This is a genomic window from Streptomyces sp. Je 1-332 (assembly GCF_040730185.1).
Taxonomy (GTDB): domain Bacteria; phylum Actinomycetota; class Actinomycetes; order Streptomycetales; family Streptomycetaceae; genus Streptomyces.
Window position 1 is genome coordinate 5,668,964 of sequence record NZ_CP160402.1, and the last position, 20,509, is coordinate 5,689,472.

Sequence of the window (20,509 nt, forward strand, 5' to 3'; positions counted from 1 at the left end):
GAGGGAGAGGGAACGCGGACATGGGGATGGTCAAGGCCGACGGTGTGGCCGAGGTGACGGACGCCGACTTCGAGGGCGAGGTGCTCAAGGCGGAACTGCCGGTGCTCGTGGAGTTCGGGGCCGAGTGGTGCGGACCGTGCCGGCAGCTCGCGCCGGTGCTCAGTGAGATCGCGCGCGAGGAGGAGGGCCGGCTGAGGATCGTGCAGCTGGACGTGGACCACAATCCGCGGACGGCGATCGCGTACGGGATTCTCTCGGTGCCGTCCCTCGTGGTGTTCCGGGGCGGTGAGCCGGTGAAGTCCATGGTGGGCGCGCGGCCCAAGCGCAAGCTGCTCGCGGAGCTGACCGAAGCCGAGGTGCTCTGACGCTCTGACGCACATACGGCAGCAGGAAAGGGAAAAGCCCCGGACGAATTGGCGTCCGGGGCTTTTCCTGGCGTATATTGGATCCTTTCGCGACCCCTTACCCATTTGGGCACACTGGAATCGCGAGAATCTGTATAAGAGCACTGTAACTGGCGAGGGGCTGAATTGTCAACCGAGGAATTGCGGGAAGAGCAGCAATTCGTCTCCGGGCTGTATGCGCGCCTCGACGCGCTGCGCGAGGAGGCGAAGGCCGCCGTGCAGGCGTCGTTGACGCAGGTCGGCAACGGTCTGCAGGCCAGGCTTGAGCGTGACGTCCTGGTGGCGGAGCGGTCCGGACTGCTGGCCGCCTTCAACGCGGGAGAGAACGGGCTCTGCTTCGGGAGGCTCGAATTCCGCGACGGCCGTGACCATCACATCGGGCGCATCGGAATCCGCGCGTCCGACGTCGAACGCACCCCTCTCGTGATCGATTGGCGTGCGGAGGTGGCGCGCCCCTTCTATCTCGCGACCGGTCATACGCCGATGGGGCTGCGCAGGCGCAGGCACATCACCACGGAGGGCCGCGACGTGACGGCCCTGCACGACGAGATTCTCGACCTCAGCGACGACACCCGCACGGGGCACGAGGGCGCGGACGCCGACGAGGTGCTGCTCGCCGCGCTCGACTCGGCCCGTACCGGGCGAATGCACGACATCGTGCAGACGATCCAGGCCGAGCAGGACCGCATCATCCGGGCGCCGCACCACGGCGTCCTCGTCGTCGAGGGCGGGCCCGGCACCGGCAAGACGGTCGTGGCGCTGCACCGTGCCGCGTTCCTCCTCTACGCCCACCGCCAGCTGCTCGCCAAGCGCGCGGTCCTCATCGTCGGCCCGAACCCCGCCTTCCTCGGCTACATCAGCGAGGTCCTGCCCGCCCTCGGCGAGACCGGCGTCCTCCTCTCGACGGTCGGCGAGCTGTTCCCCGGCGTGAGCGCCACCGGCACCGAAACGCCCGAAGCCGCCGAGGTGAAGGGCCGCGCGGAGATGGCGGACGTGCTCGCCGCCGCCGTACGTGACCGGCAGCGGACCCCGGAGCCCGGCGCCCCCGTGGTCATCGAGCACGACGACGGCGACCTCGTCCTGGACTGGACGATCGCGCAGGAAGCACGCGAGGCGGCACGTGAGGCGGACGTCCCGCACAACCTCGGGCGCCCGCACTTCGCCTTCCGCGTCATCGACATGCTCACCGAGCAGCTCGCCGAGCGGCTCGGCGCCGACCCGTACGGCGGCCCGAACTTCCTCGGCCCCGACGACATCGCCCAGCTCGGCAAGGCGATCGCCGCAAGCCCCGAAGTGCACGCCGCCATCGACGAGTTGTGGCCCCAGCTCACCCCGGAGGGCTTCCTCGCCGACTTCCTGGAGGAGCCGACGCCGCATCTCCCGGACGAGGAGGCCAGGATCGTCCGGCGCGAGCGCGGCGCCGCCTGGACGGCCGCCGACGTCCCGCTCCTGGACGAGGCCGCCGAGCTGCTCGGCAGCGACGACAGCGCGGCGAAGGCGATGGCGGAGGCCGAGCGTGCCAAGCAGATCGCCTACGCCCAGGGTGTGCTCGACGTCTCGTACGCATCCCGTACCTACGAGTTCGAGGACAAGGACGACGAGGACTCCGAGGTGCTGCTCGCGCACGACATCATCGACGCGGAGCGTATGGCCGAGCGCCAGGAGGAGGCCGACCACCGCAGCGCCGCCGAGCGTGCCGCTGCCGACCGGACGTGGGCCTTCGGGCACATCATCGTGGACGAGGCGCAGGAACTGTCCGCGATGGCCTGGCGGTTGCTGATGCGGCGCTGTCCGACCCGCTCGATGACGCTGGTCGGCGATCCCGCGCAGACGGCGGAGGCCGGCGGCTGCGGCTCCTGGGAGACGATCCTGTCCCCGTACGTCGACGACCGCTGGGAGTACACACGCCTCGGCGTCAACTACCGCACCCCCGTGGAGATCATGGACGTGGCCGCCGAGGTGCCGCGCGTCGAGTACCCCGGCTTCGAGCCGCCCAGCTCGGTGCGGTCCACGGGCGTGCTGCCCTGGGCGCGCCGCACCGACGACCTCGCCGCGGCCGTGGCCGAAGCGGTGGCGGACGAGACGCGGGACGAGGGCCGCCTCGCGGTGGTCGCCCCGCGCGAGCTGCATGAGCGGCTCGCCGGAAAGCTCCCCGGTGTGACGGCCGGGGAGGCCCCGGACCTGACGCGGCCGGTCGTGCTGATCGACCCGCGTCAGGCGAAGGGCCTGGAGTTCGACACGGTCCTGGTCGTGGAGCCGGGCCGCTACGGCACGAGTGACCTGTACGTGGCCCTGACCCGGGCCACGCAGCGCCTCGGCATCCTGCACGCCGAGGAGCTGCCGGTGGCGCTCAAGCAGTTCGCCTAGCGAGCAGTTCGCCTGGCAAGCAGTTCGACTGGCGAGCAGTTCGACCAGTGCACTGCCTCACGCGGGTCGCAGCCACACCGTGGCCAGCGGCGGCAGGGTGAGGCGCAGGGACGCGGGGCGGCCGTGCGACGCCACCGGCTCGGTCTTGACCGGGTCCGGGTTGGTGACGTCGCCGCCGCCGTAGCGTGCCGCGTCCGTGTTCAGGACCTCGTGCCAGGCGGTGAACTCGCCGGGAACGCCCAGGCGGTACTCGTGCCGCACCACCGGCGAGAAGTTGGAGACGGCCAGAAGGGGCGCCTCGTCCGTCTCCTCGGCGGCGTACCGCAGGAACGCGAAGACGTTCTCCTCGGCCGCGTCGCCCTCGACCCAGGCGAAGCCGCCGGGGTCGGTGTCGCGCTGCCACAGGGACGGTTCGCGGCGGTAGACGGTGTTGAGGTCGCGCACGAGGTCGCGTACGCCCCGGTGGTCGGCCTCCGCCCCGTAGGCGGGATCGAGCAGCCACCAGTCCGGGCCATGGCCCTCGGCCCACTCGGCGCCCTGGGCGAACTCCTGCCCCATGAACAGGAGTTGCTTGCCCGGGTGGGCCCACATGAAGCCCAGGTAGGCGCGGTGGTTGGCGCGCTGCTGCCACCAGTCGCCGGGCATCTTCGACACCAGGGACCGCTTGCCGTGCACGACCTCGTCGTGCGAGATCGGCAGGACGTAGTTCTCGCTGTACGCGTACACCATCGAGAACGTCATCTCGTTGTGGTGGAACCTGCGGTGCACGGGCTCCTTCGACACGTAGTCGAGCGAGTCGTGCATCCACCCCATGTTCCACTTCAGGCCGAAGCCGAGCCCGCCGAAGCCGCCGGGGCCCTGGTGGTGCGTCTCGCGGGTCACGCCGTCCCAGGCGGTGGACTCCTCGGCGATCGTGACGACGCCGGGTGCGCGGCGGTAGACGGTGGCGTTCATCTCCTGGAGGAAGGCGACGGCGTCGAGGTTCTCACGGCCGCCGTGCGCGTTCGGAGTCCACTCGCCGTCCTCGCGCGAGTAGTCCAGGTACAGCATCGAGGCCACGGCGTCGACGCGCAGGCCGTCGATGTGGAACTCCTCGCACCAGTAAGAGGCGTTGGCGACAAGGAAGTTACGCACCTCCTTGCGGCCGTAGTCGAACTCCAGGGTTCCCCAGTCGGGGTGCGCCGCCCGGTTCGGGTCCTCGTGCTCGTACAGCGTCCGTCCGTCGAACTCCGCCAGCGCCCAGTCGTCGCGCGGGAAGTGCGCGGGGACCCAGTCCATCAGGACACCGATGCCCGCCCGGTGCAGCGCGTCGACCAGGTACTTGAAGTCGTCGGGCGTGCCGAGCCGGGCCGTCGGCGCGTAGAAGCCGGTGACCTGATAGCCCCACGAGCCGCCGAAGGGATGCTCGGCGACCGGCATCAGCTCGACGTGCGTGAACCCCAAGTCGGATACGTACGCGGGGAGTTGTTCGGCGAGCTGGCGGTACGTCAGGCCCGGTCGCCAGGAGGCGAGATGCACCTCGTAGACGGAGAACGGTGACGCGTGCACGGGCAGCTCGGCCCGGCGCACCAGCCACTCCGCGTCATGCCACTCGTGGTGCGACTCGTGCACCACCGAGGAGTTGGCGGGCGGGACCTCCGTACGGCGGGCCAGGGGGTCGGCCCGCAGCGTCTTCGTGCCGTCGGGCCGGGTGATCTCGTACTTGTAGAGCTCGCCCTCGCCGACGGACGGCACGAAGAGCTCCCAGACGCCGCAGCCGCCGAGCGAGCGCATCGGGAACCCGGAGCCGTCCCAGAAGTTGAAGCCCCCCACCACGCGCACGCCGAGCGCGTTGGGCGCCCACACCGTGAAGCGGGTGCCGGTCGCCCCCTCGTGCACCATCGGGCGCGACCCGAGCGCGTGCCACAACTGCTCGTGCCGGCCCTCGCCGATCAGATGCAGGTCGAACTCGCCGAGCGCGGGCAGGACGCGGTACGCGTCGTGGATCTCCAGTTCGGCGTCCTCGTACGTGATGTGGAGCCGGTAGTCGGGGACCTCGCGCAGTGGGAGCACCCCGGAGAAGAACCCGTCACCGTCGTCGTGCAGCTCCGCCCGCAGATCCTTGGCGACGACGGCGACGGAGCGGGCGTAAGGCCGCAGCGCGCGGAAGACGATGCCCTCGCGCACGACGTGGGCGCCGAGCACGCCGTGCGGGTCGTGGTGGGTGCCGGCCAGGAGGCGGGCTCGGTCGGCCTGGGAGACGGGCGACGCGGGGCGGCCGGACTGCGGCGGCTGCCCAGTTTGCTCGGGCAGCTTCGGTTGCTTGGGTTGCTTCGGTTGCTTCTGCCGGGGTGGCTGGGGCGCCCGGCCTGTGGGCTCCGGTTTCCGCTTGCCCTTCTTGCTGGCCTCGTCGGACGGTTTGCGCGGCTGCGGGCGGGGGGTCACGGGGGAGCCTCCTCGGCGATGGCGGGGTCAGTGGGCTTCGGTGGCGGGGCCGTTCGTGGCGAGGCGCTTGATGGCGGCGAGGGGTACGGGAAGCCAGTCGGGGCGGTGACGGGCCTCGTAGACGACCTCGTACACCGCCTTGTCCGTCTCGTAGGCGCGCAGCAGCACCGGGTCCATACGGGGGTCGCGGCCGGTGACCTCCGCGTACCCCGTGCAGTACGCCGCCCGGCAGTCGCCCGCCCACTCGGGCGCCCATGGCTCGTGGGAGCGCGCCGCGTAGTCGAAGGACCGGAGCATGCCCGCCACGTCGCGTACCGGATGCTGCGGCATCCTGCGCTCGGCCGGCGGGCGTGAGGGCTCGCCCTCGAAGTCGATGACCGACCACTCCCCGGCGGGCGAGCGCAGGCACTGCCCCAGGTGCAGGTCGCCGTGGACGCGCTGCGCCGTCCAGGTCTCCTCACCCCGGCCCAGGTCGGCGAGCGCCTCGTAGGTGGTGTGCAGGGCGGGCGCGTACGGCTGCAGGGCCGGCACCGACCTGGCCGCCGAGTCCAGGCGCTCGGCCATGCCATCGGCGATCAGCTCCAGCTGGGTGCGGCCCAGCGTCACGGTGGGCAGTGCGCGGGCCAGCGCCAGATGCACCTCGGCGGTCGCCCGGCCGAGCGCCCGCGCCTCACCGCTGAAGTCCCGTTCCGCGGCGAGCTCCCGCAGGGCCAGCTCCCAGCCGTCCACCGTGCCCTTCAGATAGGGCTGGAGCACGCCGAGGACATGTGCGTCGTCCCCGATGTCCGCCAGGAACCAGGCGGCGGGCGCGGGGACCTGCGGGCAGCCCTCGCGGGAGAGCGTCAGGGGCAGTTCCAGGTCCGGATTGGTGCCGGGCACCACGCGGCGGAACAGCTTCAGAATGAACGTATCTCCGTACACGAGCGAGGAGTTGGACTGCTCGGCGGCGAGTAAACGCGGGGCCAGGTCGTCGGCTATGTCCTTACGCGTGTCGCGCTCGAAGCGGAGCTTGCCGACGCGAGCCCGCACCCGCAGCGCCTCAAGGAGGAAGCCGGACATCCGGGCGTCGTGCAGCGCTTCGTAGACCGTGAAGCCGGTGAGGGGCCCCCGCGTCACGTGTCCGATCAGTGCGGGCGCGAGCCGTGGTGGCAGCTCACGCCGTACGCCGAGCAGGAGTTGGTAGCAGTCGGCGGGCAGCGCGGGCGTACCGCCGCCCTGTTCGGGCACCTGGGGCTGCCGGACCCGGACAAGCAGATGCAGTAGCCCCAACTCCGCGGTCGGCGGCAGGAGTTCGGTCGCGGATACCAGGGTGAAGTCGGTGATGGGGCGGCCTTTGCCCGCGAACCAGCGCTGCCGTGGCAGCCACGCGCGCAGCAGCGGATCGAGCGAGGCGAGCAGCGCGTCCGCGGTGATCCCCGGGCGGGTGACGGCTTCCGACATGGCGTCGCGTCCTTTCCGCGGTGCGGACAAGGGAGAAGTGCGGGAGTGCCGGTTGTGCGGGGAGAGTGCCCAGGGCGGGGCGGCGGAAACCGCCCCGCACCGGAGTAGCAGGGGTGGAGCCTACGCCGCGTCCCTGCGCAGCCGGAACCAGTAGAAGCCATGTCCGGCGAGAGTCAGCAAGTAGGGCAGCTCGCCGATGGCCGGGAAACGCACCCCGCCGATCAGCTCCACCGGGTGCCGGCCGTTGAAGGCCTGCAGATCCAGCTCCGTGGGCTGCGCGAACCGCGAGAAGTTGTGCACGCACAGCACGAGGTCGTCCTTGTACTCGCGCAGGAACGCGATCACCGCCGGGTTCGACGAAGGGAGTTCCGTGTACGAGCCGAGTCCGAAGGCGGGGTTCTGTTTGCGGATCTCGATCATCCTGCGGGTCCAGTGCAGGAGTGAGGAGGGTGATGACATGGAGGCTTCTACGTTGGTGACCTGGTAGCCGTAGACGGGGTCCATGATCGTGGGGAGGAAGAGACGGCCGGGGTCGCAGGAGGAGAAGCCCGCGTTGCGGTCGGGGGTCCATTGCATGGGGGTGCGGACGGCGTCGCGGTCGCCGAGCCAGATGTTGTCGCCCATGCCGATCTCGTCGCCGTAGTAGAGGATCGGCGAGCCGGGCAGCGAGAGCAGGAGTGCGGTGAAGAGTTCGATCTGGTTGCGGTCGTTGTCCAGGAGGGTGGCCAGGCGGCGGCGGATGCCGATGTTGGCGCGCATGCGGGGGTCTTTGGCGTATTCCGCATACATGTAGTCGCGTTCTTCGTCGGTGACCATTTCGAGGGTGAGCTCGTCGTGGTTGCGCAGGAAGATGCCCCATTGGCAGCCGGCGGGGATGGCGGGGGTTTTGGCGAGGATTTCGGAGACGGGGTAGCGGGATTCGCGGCGGACGGCCATGAAGATGCGGGGCATGACGGGGAAGTGGAACGCCATGTGGCATTCGTCGCCGCCGTCTTTGAAGTCGCCGAAGTAGTCGACGACGTCTTCGGGCCATTGGTTGGCTTCGGCGAGCAGGACGGTGTCGGGGTAGTGGGCGTCGATTTCGGCGCGGACGCGTTTGAGGAGGGCGTGGGAGCGGGGGAGGTTCTCGCAGTTGGTGCCCTCTTCGGCGAAGAGGTAGGGGACGGCGTCCAGGCGGAAGCCGTCGATGCCGAGGTCGAGCCAGAAGCGCAGGGCGGAGATGATCTCTTCCTGGACGGCCGGGTTCTCGTAGTTGAGGTCGGGCTGGTGGGAGAAGAAGCGGTGCCAGAAGTACTGTTTGCGGACCGGGTCGAAGGTCCAGTTGGAGGCTTCGGTGTCGACGAAGATGATGCGTGCGTCTTGGTATTGCTTGTCGTCGTCGGCCCAGACGTAGTAGTCGCCGTAGGGGCCATCGGGGTCGGTGCGTGAGGCCTGGAACCACGGGTGCTGGTCGCTGGTGTGGTTCATCACGAAGTCGATGATCACGCGCATGCCCCGCTGATGCGCGGAGTCCACGAACTCCACGAAGTCGGCGAGGTCGCCGAATTCCGGGAGGACGGCGGTGTAGTCCGAGACGTCGTAACCGCCGTCCCGCAGAGGTGACTTGAAGAACGGCGGCAGCCACAGGCAGTCGACGCCCAGCCACTGCAGATAGTCCAGCTTGGCGGTGATGCCCTTGAGGTCGCCGATGCCGTCGCCGTTGCTGTCCTGGAAGGAGCGGACCAGGACCTCGTAGAAGACGGCGCGCTTGAACCACTCGGGGTCGCGGTCCTTGGCCGGCGTGTCCTCGAATGTGTCCTGGACGGGTTCGTTGATGATCATGGTGTGGGTGACCCTCCGATCAACGGTGAGGACGGTCGCAGGACGCGAAGAATGTGCGCGGGCGCGCGGCCCGGCTCGAGGCGCACATAGTTGGTCCTGCCCCAGTGGTAGGTGTCGCCGGTGAGCTCGTCGCGCACCGGCACGGTCTCGTGCCAGTCAAGGCCGAGTTTCGGCATGTCCAACGAGACCGTGGCCTCCTGGGTGTGGTGGGCGTCGAGGTTCACGACCACCAGAACCGTGTTCGATCCGTCCTTGTCCTGGGCCGTTTTCGAGTACGCGATCACTGCTTCCTGGTCCGTGGGGTGGAAGTGCAGGCCACGCAGTTGCCGCAGGGCGGGGTTGGTGCGCCGCACGCGGTTCAGCGTGGTGATGAGGGGCGCGATGGTGGCGCCGGTGCGCTCCGCCGACTCCCAGTCGCGGGGCCGCAGTTGGTACTTCTCCGAGTCCAGATACTCTTCGCTGCCCGCTTTCGCCGGGGCGTTCTCGCAGAGTTCGTACCCGCTGTACACGCCCCAGGTCGGCGCGAGCGTCGCGGCGAGCACCGCGCGGACCTCGAAGGCGGGGCGGCCACCGTTCTGCAGGTAGGCGTGCAGGATGTCCGGGGTGTTGACGAAGAAGTTCGGCCGGAGGTAGTGGGAGGTCTCGTCCGCCAACTCCTGTGCGTAGTCCGTCAGTTCTTTCTTCGTGTTGCGCCAGGTGAAGTACGTGTAGGACTGCTGGAAGCCGATGGCGGCGAGGGTGCGCATCATGGCCGGGCGGGTGAAGGCCTCCGCCAGGAAGATGACGTCGGGGTCGGTGCGGTTGATGTCGCCGAGGACCTGCTCCCAGAAGGTGACCGGTTTGGTGTGCGGGTTGTCGACGCGGAAGATGCGCACGCCGTGGTCCATCCAGAACCGCAGCAGGCGTACGGTCTCGGCGATCAGGCCGGGCATGTCGCGGTCGAAGGCCAGGGGGTAGATGTCCTGGTACTTCTTGGGCGGGTTCTCCGCGTAGGCGATGCTGCCGTCGGCGCGGTGCTGGAACCACTCGGGGTGTTTGTTGACCCAGGGGTGGTCGGGGGAGCACTGCAGGGCGAAGTCCAGGGCGACTTCGAGGTGCAGGTCCTTGGCGCGGCGTACGAAGGCGTCGAAGTCGGCCAGGGTGCCCAGGTCGGGGTGGATCGCGTCGTGGCCGCCCTCGGGGGAGCCGATGGCCCAGGGCACGCCCACGTCGTGCGGGCCGGGGGACAGGGAGTTGTTGGGGCCCTTGCGGAAGGTGGTTCCGATGGGGTGGATCGGCGGCAGGTAGACGACGTCGAAGCCCATCGCGGCGATGGCCGGAAGCCGCTCGGCGGCGGTACGGAAGGTGCCCGACTTCGGGGCCTGGCCCTCGCGGACGACGGCGCCCTCCGAGCGCGGGAAGAACTCGTACCAGGAACCGAACAACGCCCGCTCCCGCTCCACCAGCAGCGGCAACCACTCGGACTCCGTGACGAGTTCGCGTAGCGGATGCTCGGCGAGGACCGCGTCCACCTCCGGGGTGAGAGCCGCGGCGAGGCGGGCGGCGGCGGGGCGTTCCGTGTCGCGCAGGGCCTTGGCGGCGGCGCGGAGTGTGGCGCGGCGGCCCTTGCTCGCCGGGGCGCCGGCAGCGGCACGTTCGTGCAGGCGGGCGCCTTCCTCCAGGACGAGTTCGGTGTCGATGCCCGCCGGTATCTTGATCTGCGCGTGGTCCCGCCACTGGGTGACGGGATCGCCCCACGCCTCGACGGCGAACGTCCAGCTCCCCTCGGCGTCCGGAGTGACGTCCGCGCCCCATCGGTCGGTGCCGGGGGCAAGTTCGCGCATGGGTGTCCATGGCCCAAGGCGGCCTTCCGGGTCCCGCAGCACGACATTGGCGGCGACCGCCTCGTGCCCCTCGCGGAAGACGGTGGCGGTGACCTGGAACGTCTCGCCCACCACGGCTTTGGCGGGCCGCCGGCCGCCGTGGACGCGGGGCGCGATGTCGAGGACGGGTATGCGGCCGGTGAGGGGTGGGGGCGGCTGGTGCTGCGGGGGTTGCGGGTCCTGCGGGCCTCGCGGGTGCTGCTGTGATGCCGGGTCCTGCTGCGGTGCGTGGTCCTGCTGTGGCGCCGGGGGTTTGGGCACCTTGGTCGTGGCCTTTCCCGAGGGCTTCGCCGACGGGCGAGTTGAGGGCATGACCGCTCCTGTCCGCGTTACATGAGTGGGGCGGATACGGGGGTGTGGAGGGGTTCAGCGACTGCGTGCCGCGCTTGTGGGGCCGTACTGAGCCGTGACTGACCGTACTGAGCCGTGTGCGTACCGGGGGAGCCTTCCCCACAACTTCGGGTGGGCAATCGGCCGCATTGTTAACTACTGGTGCGTAAGGCCCCGAAAACAGGACGGCGCCCTATCGAGGGTGCTTCGGGATGGCGCCGGAGGCAAGTCCGCACCGCGCATGAGGGGTTACACACACAGAACCGGCCCCGCCGTGCACGGCGGGGCCGGTTCCAGGGTGCCTTGTGCGCTACGGGTTGTTGACCTGCAGCAACTTGTTCGGGGAGCCGAGCCCCGCGCCCGTCACCTTGCCCGCCGCCGCCCGGTCGGACAGCGCCTTGCCCACCTCGGCGGGTGTGGCCGAGGGATGATCGGCGAGGTAGAGCGCCGCAGCGCCCGCCGCGTGCGGCGAGGCCATCGACGTACCCGAGATGGTGTGGGTGGCGGAGTCGTTCGTGTTCCACGCGGAGGCGATCCCGACGCCCGGCGCGAACAGGTCCAGGCTGCCGCCCCAGTTGGAGAAGCTCGCCCTCGCGTCCTTGACGTCACTCGCGCCCACCGTGACCGCTTCCTTCACGCGGGCCGGCGAGAACAGGAACGCGGGGAGCCCGTCGTTGCCCGCCGCCACCGTGTAAGTAACGCCCGAAGCAATCGAGTTGCGTACGGCAGCGTCCAGCTGGGCGTTGGCCGTGCCCCCGAGGCTGAGATTGGCGACGGCCGGCTTCTTCGCGTTCTTGGTCACCCAGTCGATGCCCGCGATGACCTGCGCGGTCGTCCCCGACCCCGCGTCGTCGAGCACCCGGACTCCCACGACGTCCGCCTTCTTGGCGACGCCGCGGCTCGCGCCCGCGACGGTCGCCGAGACGTGCGTACCGTGTCCGTTGCCGTCCTGCGCCGTCGCGTCGTCGTCGATGAAGTCCCAGCCGCTGCTCGCGCGCCCGCCGAAGTCCTGGTGCGAGGTGCGGATGCCGGTGTCGATGACGTACGCCGTCACGCCCTGACCTGCCGTATCGGGCCAGGTGTAGGACTTGTCGAGCGGAAGACCCTTCTGGTCGATCCGGTCGAGCCCCCAGGAGGGCGGATTCTTCTGGGTGTGGTCCAGGGACACGACGCTGTCCTGGACGACGGAGGCGACCCTGGAGTCGCCGGCGAGCTTCTTGGCCTGGTCCGAACCGGCCTGCACCGCATACCCGTTGAGCGCGGTGCTGTAGGTGTGACGTATTTGCGCCCCGTACTTCGAGGCGAGGCCCTTGCCCGCGTCGGACGGGGCCTCGGTCCCGCCCTTGAGCGTGACGATGTAACTTCCGCTGATGGAACCGGGCTCCCCGGCGCCGAGTATCTTCCCCAGCGGGGCATCGGCGGCATCGGCGGGAGCGGCGTGTGCGGGCAGCGTGCTGGCCGAAAGCACCGCCGCCGTGGTGGCGGCGGTGACGGCTCCGGCCCACCGCAGACGCTTCGTGCGCGACAGAGTCATACGCTGGTTTCCCTCCCCAACTTGACGTGCGACTCGCGGAGTTGGAGCGGTCTGTGCCGGATTCCCCGTAACCTCCGCGAGCGCCACTTGGCAGCCTCTCGTGCGGCGTGAGGCCCAACAAGACCACACGGCGTGGGGGAATCGGCCATACCGCCCGTGGGGGTGCTGTGATGGTTGCGCCGATTTCCGGACGGATTCAGGACGCCTGCGATAGGTGCGGGTCCACGGGGTGACCGTCGGCAGTTGGACGTCCGATTCCCGCCGGTGGACCGGCGGGGAAGCGGCCAGGCTGACGGCATGACCACCGAGCACGAAACGTCCGCGCACGACTCCCTGTCCGTCCTGACCGGCATGTACGAGGCGGAGTCCCGCTACCTGGCGGCCGGCGGCCCGGGCAGCGCCTCGTTCGACCTGCTGGCCCCCTTCTTCGCCCCCGACGTCGTGATGCACCAGGCACGGGCGCTCCCGTACGGAGGCACATGGCGCGGCCACGACGGCATGGCCCGCTTCCTCCGAGCCATGGCCGAGGCGTGGGAATCCTTCGAGATCGGCGAACAGGATTTCCTGGCCACGGGCGAGACGGCGGTGATCCACACCCAGGTCCGCGCGAGGGCCCGCGCCACGGGGCGCGAACTCGCCTTCCCCGTGCTCCAGACGATCACGGTGCGGGAGGGGCGGATCACGGAGGTGCGGCCGTTCTACTGGGATACGGCGGCGATCGTGGCGGCTATGACGCCATAGGGGGCAGATGCCCCACCGATGTCACAGGGCACGGCCCGAGACGAAGCGGCCCTCCGTGGACTCGGCGAAGACGGCGCCTCCCAGATAGAGCGGAGTGATCAGCTCCACGCCGTCGAGCCTCGTCGTGTCGGTGAGCGGGACCGTCCGCTGGGTGATGTTCTCCGCGTCGCCGTTGAGCGGCACGGTGTAGATCTCGTAGGTACCCGCTGCCAGAAGCCGGTCCCTGGAGAGGGCGAGGGCCGTTGGGGCACCCCGAGCTGGGAGGTCCCAGAGTTTCTCACCGGACCTCCACGCGTACGCGGTGAAGCGCTGGGCGATGTCGGCGCGCGGATTGCTGTTGGCGATGACCAGGACGTCCGCGTCACCGACGACCGGGGCCACGTCGGGCTTCACCGCGCCCACCGTGCGGCGGACGGCGAGCGTCTTCGGGTCGAGGTCGCTCACTCCGCCCCGCCCCGCGGACCAGCACAGCACCGATCCGTCATGGCCCATGAGATCACCGCACCGAGGGCGGTCCACACGGGCCGTCTCGTGACCGTTCGTGGTGGACAGGGCGATGACACCGCCCCCGTCCAGCGCCGTGTACACCGTGCCGTCCCGAGCGAGCAGGGTGCCCGCCGTCCTGGCGTCGACGGTGGTCTCCCACAGCTGCTCGCCCGTCGTCGCACGCCGGGCCCGGACCGTGGTGGTGGACGGGGCGCCGCGCGGTATGGACTCGGCGGTGTAGAGGACGCCTTCGGCATACGTGAGAGAGGTCAGCTCCTTGCCCCGGGGGACCGCACGACGCCACTGCTCGTCACCCCGCTCCAGACCGACGCCGAGTACACCCAGGGAGCTGGGTACGTAGACACGCTCGCCATCCGCCTCCGGAGGGATCCGCCGCGTGCTCTTCGGTTTGCCCGGGAACCCGGGGGCCTTCCACCGGTCACCGCCGGTCCTCGCGTCCAGAGCCGTCGTCGCACCCTGCCCATCCCGGCACACCAGGGTGGACCGTGCGAGGACACAGCCCCGGCCCGCACCATCCGCACCCCCACGTTTCTCGCGGGACCAGGGCTGCCAGCCGTCGGGGCGCGCGGAGCCGTTGACCGCCGAGGGGCCCAACTCGCCAGTGTGACCCCGGTTTCCGTACGTCGCGACCACCGAAGCCCCGGTTGAAGTGGTACCGGAGGGCTTCGGCTCCCGCGCCTCCGGGCGGCTCGCGGGGCCCTGGGACAGCACGAACACCACGGCGGTCACCGCCGCCACGGCAGCTCCCGCGGCAACGATCCACGGCCGGCGCCGACGGTGCGGGGCCGACGGGGCGATGGCGACCGGGGCCGTCGGCGGCTCGCCCGGCATCGTCGGGACGTACGAGTCGGCCGGCTCGAACTCCGCCGCGGCCGAGCGGTACTCGGCGAACAGCGAAAGGACGCCCGACGGCCACGGAAAGCGAGCGGTGTCGGCGTCGGCCAGGCGCTCGGCCAAAGCCATGGGCGCGGGGCGCAGGGCTGGGTCGAGGTGCAGACACTCGGCGATGAGGCCGCGCAGCTCGTGCGGAACCCGGGAGAGGTCCGCGTCGCCCCGCGAGATGCGGAAGATGACCGAGGCGAGCTCCGGATCGTCGAACGGACCGCGGCCCGTAGCCGCATGACACAGGATCGCACCGAGCGAGAACACGTCGGACGCGGGCACGACCGCGTGCGAGCCCTCGATCTGCTCCGGAGCCATGAACCCGGGAGTGCCCACGAGCATGCCCGTCATCGTCAGGGCCGTCGCCTCGAAGGCCTGCGCGATGCCGAAGTCGATCAGACGGGGACCTTCGGGAGTGAGAAGTACGTTGCCGGGCTTCAGGTCGCGGTGCAGGACCCGCGCCGCATGCACGGCCGTGAGTGCCTTGGCGAGACCCGCGCCCAGCGCGCGGACCGCGTCCACCGGCAGCGGACCGCAGCGGGCGACCGTGTCGGCGAGGGAAGGACCGGGCACGTACTCCGTCGCGAGCCAGGGGAGCCGGGCGTTCGCGTCTCCGTCCAGGAGGGCGGCCGTGTAGGGGCCGGTGACCGCGCGGGCGGCCGCCATCTCCCGTCGGAAACGGACACGGAACGCGTCGTCGAGGTCCAGGTCGAGTTCGGGCCGTACGGCTTTGAGGGCGACGAGCCCTCCCTGCTCCCGCCGAGCGAGGAAGACCTCGCCCATACCGCCCGCACCGATCCCGGCCAGAAGCCGGTAGGGACCGATATGGCGGGCGGAACCAGGTGGCAGGGGCGTGAGCATGCGAATCCTCAGGGCGATGTGTGGCTTTGTCGGCTAGGGCAGGACGCCGTTCACGTTCGGCGGTGCCTCCGCCCGGTCGCCCGGCGCGCCGGGCACGGGGTGCCGGACGGGCTTTGCGTCACCGGCGCCGAGCGGCAGGGTGTAGAGCGCCTCGCTGTCCGCGTAGACGATGCGGCCGCCGACGACCAGCGGTGCGGAGGACGGGATGTTCCCCTCGGGGAGCTTCGCCGAACGCCGGAGCAGGCCGGTGCTCTTGTCGTTGACGATCACGCTGTGCCGTACGGGATCGACGGCCACCGCGAGGGTGCGGTCCGTGGCCGTCGGAGCGGGAGCCTCTATGGGGTCCTTGGGCGTGGGATAGCGGAAGGGCCTGCCGGCCTCACCCAGGGTGCGGGGGTCGAGCCGCAGCACCTGCACGCGGGGCTTCGGACCGTCCTCGGAGCCGCCGCCGACGGGGGTGGTGCACAGCACGTCCTTCTCACCCGCGAGCACCGTCCCGCATTCGTTCCTGAACTGTCCGAGGAGATCGCCGGTTCGTGCGTCGTACGCCGCGAGGCCCTTCTCCTCGTCCGCGTAGACGACTCCGTCGCGCAGGGCCCGCATCTTGAACCGATGGACGTCGACCTGGGCCTCCAACGGCTTGCCCAGGTCCTCGTGCCACAGCGGCTTGCCGCCGTCGATGTCGTAGGCGTGCAGGGAGGCCCTCGCGCCCTCGTTGAGGTACGACTCCTCTGCGCCGACCAGAAGGACATCATCGTCCAGGAGCGGCCGGAGCGTGAACGCGCCGGCTCCGTCCGGGCGTGGGGCGTCCCACAGGACATCGCCCGTCGTGGAGTCACGCACCTGAAGGACGCCGTCATGGGCGATGACCGCCTTGCCGCCGCGGACCTGTGGTTCGAGGCGGTCGCCGGGCATGAAGAAGGCGCCGCCCGGACCGTAGTACGCCTCGTCGAGGCCGCCCTCCGGGTCGATCTTCCCGGACCTCCACAGCCGCTTGCCGTTGCTCGCGCTCACCGCCTCGTACGTGCCGTTCGTCAGCAGGCAGACGATGGCCGCGCTGTCGGCGGCGCAACTCATGGGGGAGTGGCTCAGTTGGCCCTGCCACTTCTTCCAGCCCTTGGGGCGCTGGGCGGCCGTCTGTGCCACGACCCCGGAACGGTCCGCCGTGCCTTCCCCGTCGACACCTGCCCGCTTGGCCAGCTTCCTGGCGGCGGCCGGGTCGGTCGGCCCCGGATCGACCCTGCCCGGCGCCGCCGATGCACTGCCTCCGGGCCCGTCCCGCCAGGGGCCCCACACGGCAAGCGCCCCGCCGAGCGAGCCCGCCACCACGGCCAGGGCGATCGCGCCGAGAAGTACGGGCCGCACCCGGCGCCGGGGCGGGGCCGGCGGCGACCCGCTCATCGTCGGCAGCTGATGCAGGCCGAAGGGGTCGGGCGCCCCAGGTGCGGTGACCGGATGCCCCGGAGCGGTGACCGGATGTCCCGGAGCAGTGGCGGGGCCGCCCTGAGCCGTTGCCGGGTGCCCTGCCTCCGGTTCCGGCCAGAGTGGCACCGGGAGCAATGGCTGACCCGAAGCGCACAGCTGCGCCACGTCCCGCCGCGCCTCACTCACCGCGTCCCGCACAGTCCGCGGCCACTCCGCGTCCGTCGCCGCGTCCCGCAGGCGCGCGAATCGCTCGGCGACCTCCGCCGCGTCCGGCCGCTCGCCCGGATCACGTACGAGGCAGGCCGAAAGAACATTCCGCAACTCCGCCGGCATCGCGCCCAGGTCGGCATCGGCGCGCGAGACCCGGTACAGCACGGCTGCCATCGGGCCGTCCCCGAAGGGGTCCCGCCCCGTCACCGCGTAGGTGAGCACCGAGGCCAGGCAGAAGACGTCCGATGCCGCCACCACATGCCTGCCACCCGCCACATGCTCCGGCGACATGAAGCCCGGCGTGCCGACGAGCAGGCCCGAGCGGGTCATGGTCGTGGCGGCCTGCACGCGGGCCACGCCGAAGTCGATCAGCTTGGGGCCGTCCTGGCCGAGCAGTACGTTGCCCGGCTTGAGGTCGCGGTGCAGGGCGCCCGCCGCGTGCACCGCGGTCAGCGCCCGCGCCACACCCGCGCCGAGCGCGGCGACCGCGCCCGCCGGCAGCGGACCGTGCCGGCGCACGGCCTCCGAAAGGGTGGGCCCGGGTATGTACTCCGTGGCCAGCCACGGCACTTCCCCCTCGGCCTCGCTCGCCACCAGCCGCGCCACGAACGGGCTGTCGACGGAAGCCGCCACCTCCGCCTCACGCCGAAAGCGCCGTCGGAACATGTCGTCCGTCGCCAGTTCGTTCCGGATGGCCTTGACCGCGACGAGGTCCTCGGGCCCGAAGGCTGCACCATTCCCGGGGTGGGCCAGAAAGACCTCGCCCATCCCGCCCGCCCCGAGCCGGGCCAGCGTCACATACGGCCCGATCCGCCTGGGTGAAGCATCCCGCAACTGGCCGATCATGCGCCCTGTCCCCCGTTGCCCCCGTCAACATCCCTGACGCCGGGTCACGTTACCCCCACGCGGCGCCGTGCTCCCCGTGCGCCGTGGTGACAGCGGCGGCGCACCGCTAACGTCTGTGCGGTACGGCGATACGCGAGGTACGAAAGCCCTGCATACGCCCCGTCAGACGCTACGGCAGAGGTGCACCGTGATGAAGGCCATCCGTCGATTCACCGTACGTCCCGCCCTTCCCGAACCCCTTGCTCCGCTGTCGGAGCTCGCGCGCAACCTGCGCTGGTCCTGGCATACCGGAACCCGTGAACTGTTCGAGGCAGTCGACCCCGAGCAGTGGGCCGCATCGGGCGGCGACCCCGTGCGGCTGCTCGGCAGTGTGCCGCCCGCGCGCCTTGCCCGGCTCGCCGGGGACGAGCCCTTCCTGCGCAGGCTCGCCGAGGTGTCGGACGGGCTTCGGGAGTACGTCACCGGGGCCCGCTGGTATCAGGAGCAGGCCGCCGAGCGCGGCGGTGAACTGCCGCGCGCCGTCGCCTACTTCTCGCCCGAGTTCGGCATCACCGCCGCCCTTCCGCAGTACTCGGGCGGGCTCGGCATCCTCGCGGGCGACCACCTGAAGGCGGCGAGCGACCTCGGGCTGCCGCTCGTCGGGGTCGGGCTGCTCTACCGGCACGGTTACTTCCACCAGTCCCTGTCCCGCGACGGCTGGCAGCAGGAGACCTACCCGGTGCTCGACCCGAACGAGCTGCCCCTCTCCCTCCTGCGCGAGGCCGACGGCACCCCGAGCCTGGTGGCGATCGCGCTGCCCGGCGGGCGTTCGCTGCGCGCCCACGTCTGGCAGGCCAGTGTCGGGCGCGTACCGCTGCTGATGCTGGACTCTGACGTCGAGGAGAACGACCCCGCCGCCCGCGAGGTGACCGACCGGCTGTACGGCGGCGGCAGCGAGCACCGGCTGCTCCAGGAGATGCTGCTCGGCATCGGCGGGGTGCGCGCCGTCAGGACGTACTGCCGGCTGAGCGGGCACCCCGAGCCCGAGGTCTTCCACACGAACGAAGGTCACGCGGGGTTCCAGGGACTGGAGCGCATCCACGAACTCGTCGGGGGCGGCGTGGAGTTCGACGCGTCGCTCGAAGCCGTCCGGGCCGGGACCGTCTTCACCACCCACACCCCCGTCCCCGCCGGGATCGACCGCTTCGACCGTGAGCTGGTCGCCCGGCACTTCGGCCCGGACGCCGAGCTGCCCCGCATCGACGTCGAGCGGATCCTGCGGCTCGGCATGGAGACGTACGCCGGCGGAGAGCCCAACCTCTTCAACATGGCGGTGATGGGCCTGCGGCTCGGGCGCTGCGCCAACGGGGTCTCCACCCTGCACGGCAAGGTGAGCCGCGACATGTTCGCGGGCCTGTGGCCGGGATTCGACGCCGATGAGGTGCCGATCGCCTCCGTCACGAACGGCGTGCACGCCCCTACCTGGGTCGCTCCCGAGGTGTTCCGGCTCGGCGCGCGCCAGATCGGAGCCCAGCGGACCGAGGACGCGCTGTCGGTGGGCGGCTCGGACCGGTGGGACGCGGTCGCCGAGATCCAGGACGCGGACATCTGGGAGCTGCGGCGCGAGCTGCGGGGCCAGCTGGTGACGGAGGTCAGGCGGCGCCTGTACGCGTCGTGGCGTCAACGGGGCGCGGCGAGTGCCGAGTTGGGGTGGATCGACGACGTACTGGACCCGGACGTCCTGACGATCGGCTTCGCGCGCCGCGTCCCCTCGTACAAGCGTCTGACGCTGATGCTGCGGGACAGGGACCGGCTGATGGAGCTGCTCACGCATCCGGAGAGGCCGATCCAGATCGTGGTGGCGGGCAAGGCGCATCCGGCGGACGACGGGGGCAAGCGGCTCATCCAGGAGCTGGTGCGCTTCACGGACGACCCGCGGGTGCGGGGCCGCATCGTGTTCCTGCCGGACTACGGCATGGCGATGGCGCAGAAGCTGTATCCGGGGTGCGACGTCTGGCTGAACAACCCCCTGCGCCCCCTGGAGGCGTGCGGGACCAGCGGGATGAAGGCCGCGCTGAACGGCTGCCTCAACCTGTCGGTCCTCGACGGCTGGTGGGACGAGTGGTTCGAACCGGACTTCGGGTGGGCGATCCCCACGGCGGACGGGGCGGCGACGGACGACGACCGGCGCGACGACTTGGAGGCCGCGGCGCTGTACGACCTCCTGGAGCGCAGGATCACGCCCCGCTTCTACGAGCAGGGGCCCGGGGGCCTGCCCGACCGGTGGATCGAGATGGTGCGCCGGACGCTGACCCGTCTCGGTCCGAAGGTGCTCGCGGGCCGGATGGTGCGTGACTACGTGGAGCAGCTGTACGTCCCCGCCGCGCGGGCGCACCGCACGCTGGGCGCGGACGCTGCGGGGGAACTCGCCTCCTGGAAGGCGCGGGTCCGCGCCGCCTGGCCGCGGGTGGCCGTCGACCACGTCGAGGCGACGGCGACGGGCGCCACCGCCGAACTGGGCGCCACACTCTCGCTGCGGGTCCGCGTGCACCTGGGCGCGCTGACCCCGGACGACGTCGAGGTCCAGACGATCGCGGGCCGCGTCGACCCCGGGGACGTCATCGCCGACGCGGTCCCGGTGCCACTGAAACCGGTGGGCGGCCCCGACGCGGAGGGCCGCCGCCTCTACGAGGGCCCCCTGTCCCTGGACCGCCCGGGTCCGTTCGGCTACACGGTGCGGATCCTGCCCTCCCACCGACTGCTGGCCAGCGGGGCCGAGTTGGGGCTGGTGGCGGTGCCGTCGGAGGGGACGGGGGAGGCTGCGGGGGTGTTGTTGCGGTAGGGCGAACGGTGAGCAGGGGATGGCGGGTGCGGAG

General features: G+C 70.9%; 11 protein-coding genes. 4 read left to right on the forward strand and 7 right to left on the reverse strand.

Annotation, left to right across the window (positions count from 1 at the left end; genetic code table 11):
- Positions 1–26: 26 nt before the first annotated feature.
- Complete coding sequence (trxA, locus tag ABXJ52_RS25825; RefSeq protein ID WP_367049268.1) at positions 27–365, forward strand: thioredoxin; 339 nt, start codon at positions 27–29, stop codon at positions 363–365.
- Between the two features lie 165 nt (positions 366–530).
- Positions 531–2,771, forward strand: a complete 2,241-nt coding sequence (locus ABXJ52_RS25830; protein WP_367045052.1) for a helicase — start codon at positions 531–533, stop codon at positions 2,769–2,771.
- A 57-nt stretch (positions 2,772–2,828) separates the two neighbouring features.
- Here the strand turns inward: ABXJ52_RS25830 and glgB are convergent, their stop codons facing one another.
- The 5 genes from glgB to ABXJ52_RS25855 all read right to left on the reverse strand — a co-directional run bounded on the left by glgB (position 2,829) and on the right by ABXJ52_RS25855 (position 12,182).
- Complete coding sequence (gene glgB / locus ABXJ52_RS25835; protein ID WP_367049270.1) at positions 2,829–5,063, reverse strand: 1,4-alpha-glucan branching enzyme; 2,235 nt, start codon at positions 5,061–5,063, stop codon at positions 2,829–2,831.
- A gap of 159 nt (positions 5,064–5,222) precedes the next feature.
- Positions 5,223–6,635 carry a maltokinase gene (locus tag ABXJ52_RS25840; RefSeq protein WP_367045053.1) on the reverse strand — a complete coding sequence of 471 codons (1,413 nt, stop codon included), beginning with the start codon at positions 6,633–6,635 and terminating at the stop codon, positions 5,223–5,225.
- Between the two features lie 120 nt (positions 6,636–6,755).
- Positions 6,756–8,456 (reverse strand): maltose alpha-D-glucosyltransferase, encoded by a 1,701-nt coding sequence (gene treS / locus ABXJ52_RS25845; RefSeq protein ID WP_367045054.1) that lies wholly within the window; start codon positions 8,454–8,456, stop codon positions 6,756–6,758.
- Positions 8,453–10,630, reverse strand: coding sequence for an alpha-1,4-glucan--maltose-1-phosphate maltosyltransferase (locus ABXJ52_RS25850; RefSeq protein ID WP_367045055.1), 2,178 nt, complete (start codon positions 10,628–10,630; stop codon positions 8,453–8,455). Before ABXJ52_RS25850 ends, treS begins: the two co-directional genes overlap by 4 nt.
- Before the next feature lie 328 nt (positions 10,631–10,958).
- On the reverse strand, positions 10,959–12,182 hold the full coding sequence (locus tag ABXJ52_RS25855) for a S8 family peptidase (RefSeq protein ID WP_367045056.1): 1,224 nt from the start codon (positions 12,180–12,182) through the stop codon (positions 10,959–10,961).
- A gap of 297 nt (positions 12,183–12,479) precedes the next feature.
- On the opposite strand from ABXJ52_RS25855, the gene ABXJ52_RS25860 reads away from it, so the two are divergent.
- Complete coding sequence (locus ABXJ52_RS25860) at positions 12,480–12,923, forward strand: nuclear transport factor 2 family protein (protein ID WP_367045057.1); 444 nt, start codon at positions 12,480–12,482, stop codon at positions 12,921–12,923.
- 21 nt (positions 12,924–12,944) lie between these two features.
- Here ABXJ52_RS25860 and ABXJ52_RS25865 read toward each other — a convergent pair whose 3' ends face one another.
- Both ABXJ52_RS25865 and ABXJ52_RS25870 read right to left on the reverse strand, forming a co-directional pair.
- Positions 12,945–15,173, reverse strand: coding sequence for a protein kinase (locus tag ABXJ52_RS25865; protein ID WP_367045059.1), 2,229 nt, complete (start codon positions 15,171–15,173; stop codon positions 12,945–12,947).
- Positions 15,174–15,206: 33 nt separating this feature from the next.
- Positions 15,207–17,654 (reverse strand): protein kinase, encoded by a 2,448-nt coding sequence (locus ABXJ52_RS25870; protein ID WP_367045060.1) that lies wholly within the window; start codon positions 17,652–17,654, stop codon positions 15,207–15,209.
- A 190-nt stretch (positions 17,655–17,844) separates the two neighbouring features.
- On the opposite strand from ABXJ52_RS25870, the gene glgP reads away from it, so the two are divergent.
- Complete coding sequence (gene glgP, locus ABXJ52_RS25875; protein WP_367045061.1) at positions 17,845–20,475, forward strand: alpha-glucan family phosphorylase; 2,631 nt, start codon at positions 17,845–17,847, stop codon at positions 20,473–20,475.
- The last annotated feature ends 34 nt before the right edge of the window (positions 20,476–20,509 follow it).